Annotated in this window: 2 protein-coding genes and 1 pseudogene; all 3 read right to left on the bottom strand. The window is 39.4% G+C overall.

Annotated features, from left to right (window positions below; all coding sequences use genetic code 11):
* Window positions 1–245: 245 nt before the first annotated feature.
* The 3 genes and pseudogenes from AYJ08_RS06105 to AYJ08_RS06100 all read right to left on the bottom strand — a co-directional run bounded on the left by AYJ08_RS06105 (window position 246) and on the right by AYJ08_RS06100 (window position 2493).
* A complete protein-coding gene (locus AYJ08_RS06105) occupies window positions 246–1781 on the bottom strand; it encodes an FAD-dependent oxidoreductase (RefSeq protein ID WP_064016987.1) in 1536 nt (511 codons plus the stop codon).
* Between the two features lie 162 nt (window positions 1782–1943).
* Window positions 1944–2054: pseudogene (locus AYJ08_RS24365) on the bottom strand (type I methionyl aminopeptidase); the annotation flags it as partial.
* A gap of 61 nt (window positions 2055–2115) precedes the next feature.
* The gene (locus AYJ08_RS06100) at window positions 2116–2493 is read right to left on the bottom strand and encodes a replication termination protein (RefSeq protein ID WP_064016986.1); all 378 of its coding nucleotides are present in this window, start codon (window positions 2491–2493) and stop codon (window positions 2116–2118) included.
* Window positions 2494–2520 lie beyond the last annotated feature (27 nt).

Genomic DNA, 2520 nt, shown 5'->3' with positions numbered 1-2520 from the left:
AAGCCTTCGCGAGGTGCCCGCATCTCCTGAGGTCTTTCTCTATATGAATTCCCTGCCTCTACTTTCCTTACGCTATAGGTTATCAGGGAGTTTGTTACAGCCTCTTACTCGATCTCATGTCTCGAAAAAGTGATTCGGTAATCAGTTAACACAATCCCTTGAGGCGTAAAATCGCAAAAAAGAGAAAAGCCAAATCCTTTTATGTGAAGGAATCGACTTATTCATTGCTCTCTTTTCTAAGAGACTTAATGTAATCTTTTTAATGGAAGTTCTGCTGGACCTTCAATAACTTCGCCCGTATGTGAAAATCTTGAGCCGTGACAAGGACAATCCCAGGTCCGGTCGCCATGATTCCACTCTGTTTCACATCCTAAATGTGTACATGTCGTATCTACGACGAATAATTGACCTTTTTCATTCTTATAAGCACCCGCACGTTCTCCATCATATAGAACAACACCGCCTTCCCCATCCGCTAAATCTTCTATTTTTCGATCAGGGACTTCGAGTTTCCCACTGATTAAATGCTTAGCGACATCAAGATTTACTGCAAAGAATTCCTTCAAACTAGGATTTATATAAAACCGTGAAGGACGATATAACTCAAAATAAGGGTTGTCTCTTTTTAGCACAATGTCTCGAAGAAGCAGTGCTGCAGCAGTACTATTTGTCATTCCCCATTTTCTGTAGCCAGTTGCCACTAAAACATTGTGATGATTGGCAGTGATCTCTCCAATATATGGAACCTTATCCAAGGTAACGAGATCCTGAGTTGACCAGCGATAGAGGATTTCCTTTACATCAAATACTTCATGAGCAAATGCTTCTAAGGCTTTGTAATGTTCAAGAGTGTCCTTTCCTTGCCCGGTTTTATGACTTTCTCCTCCAACCAGCACAAGATTTTCTCCATTCATGGTTACGGATCGTAGAGATCGTTTTGGTTGATCTGCGCTAATATACATACCACCTGGAAACTCTTTTTTCGTTTTAATGGCAATGACATATGATCTTTGTGCTTGCAATCTTGTAAAATAAAAACCCATCCCGTCGTAAAAAGGAAAATGGGAACATGAAAGAACATAATTTGCTGTGACGCGCTGACCTTCGCGGGTAATTACAGTTGGCTGATCGCCTTCTTCGAGATCGATGGCCATCGAATTTTCAAAAATGAGGCCTCCATTTTCAACAATCAATTTTACAAGCTTGTCTAGATAGGCTAACGGATGGAATTGTGCTTGATTTTTCATCAATAACGCATTATGAACGTTTATATCAAAGGGGATGTCATTGACGAGCTCCCCAGGAATACGAAGCTGTTGATAGGCCGAATACTCTTGCTCCAGCTTATTGGCATACTCTTTGGTGGTAGCATAAATATAGGCATCCTGTTGACTAAAATCACAGTTGATTTGATGCTCCGAAACAGTCTGCTTAATAAATTGGAGTGCTTCTGAATTGGCTTCATAATACAGTCTTGCTTTTGTTTGTCCCATATGACTGATTAATTCATCATAAATCAAATCGTGTTGGGCTGTAATTTTAGCTGTTGTATGCCCAGTAGTTCCATTTACTAATGTATTGGCTTCTAGTAATGCTACCTTCAAGCCTTCTTTTACGAGAAGATAGGCCGCCGTGATTCCAGTTATTCCTCCACCAATAACAACCACATCTACCTTTAGGTCTTCTTGCAAGGCCGGAAATGTCGGCAATTGAATGAAATCTTTCCAGTATGGCTCGGGAAAGCGTGGTAGGTCTTCCCTACCAATGTCATTACGTGTCATTAGTTATCCTCCGTTTTTCAATCCTTGTTGAAATCAGTTGTTTCCAAAAACGAAGGGTTCTTATACCTTGTAAGAGTATCTGGAAGTAAATCTTTTTCACGTTTTGAATCTCTAGAAATGAAATTAAAGAAAAATAGCATGTTTCCTCATATTGGAGAGGAATTAGTCTTGTTCCGTAAGAACCAGAGGTCCATCCTTAGTTATCGCCACAGTATGCTCATATTGAGCGGAGAGTTTACCATCAACAGTGCGAGCTGTCCAATTGTTTGCATCTTATAAAGCCCTAATTTCTAAGTAAGAAATCGGGCTACCCGAAAGCGAGCTCATGATATTCTTAATAGTTATCTGCAACTGCTTTTCGCAATATTTTGATACATCTGTCTAAATCCGTTTTTACGTTTGCCTTATAACGCATCGCTTTTTCATCTCCGCCGTCCGAAACAAAATGATAATAAACAACTTCCTTATGCTTCGAATTCATATTAGGTTGAAGCTTTTTTACACGATACAAAATTCCATCCTCTACAAGATCATCAAGAGAACGATAAATCTCCGCGTGATTAGGTCGATAACCAAGATTTTTGAAGTCATGCTGTAAAATATCAAGCATTTGTAGGGCATATCCTTTTTTCATTTCCACCATAGTAATCAAATATAGCTTAAGAAAGGCTCTTTGTTTCATTAAAAACCCAGTGCTTTCTCGTTCTGACATAGTGGAGTGTCACCTTCTTTCTATTTT

The organism is Brevibacillus sp. SKDU10 (assembly GCF_001645205.1).
Taxonomy (GTDB): Bacteria; Bacillota; Bacilli; order Brevibacillales; family Brevibacillaceae; genus Brevibacillus_B; species Brevibacillus_B halotolerans.
The sequence above is the reverse complement of the archived record's forward strand: the minus strand, read 5'-3'. Positions and strand labels throughout refer to the sequence as shown.

Bases quoted from the DNA above. Each gene is read 5' to 3' on its own strand.
- AYJ08_RS06100 (WP_064016986.1), bottom strand. From the start codon at position 2,493: ATGTCAGAACGAGAAAGCACTGGGTTTTTAATGAAACAAAGAGCCTTT.
- AYJ08_RS06105 (WP_064016987.1), bottom strand. From the start codon at position 1,781: ATGACACGTAATGACATTGGTAGGGAAGACCTACCACGCTTTCCCGAG.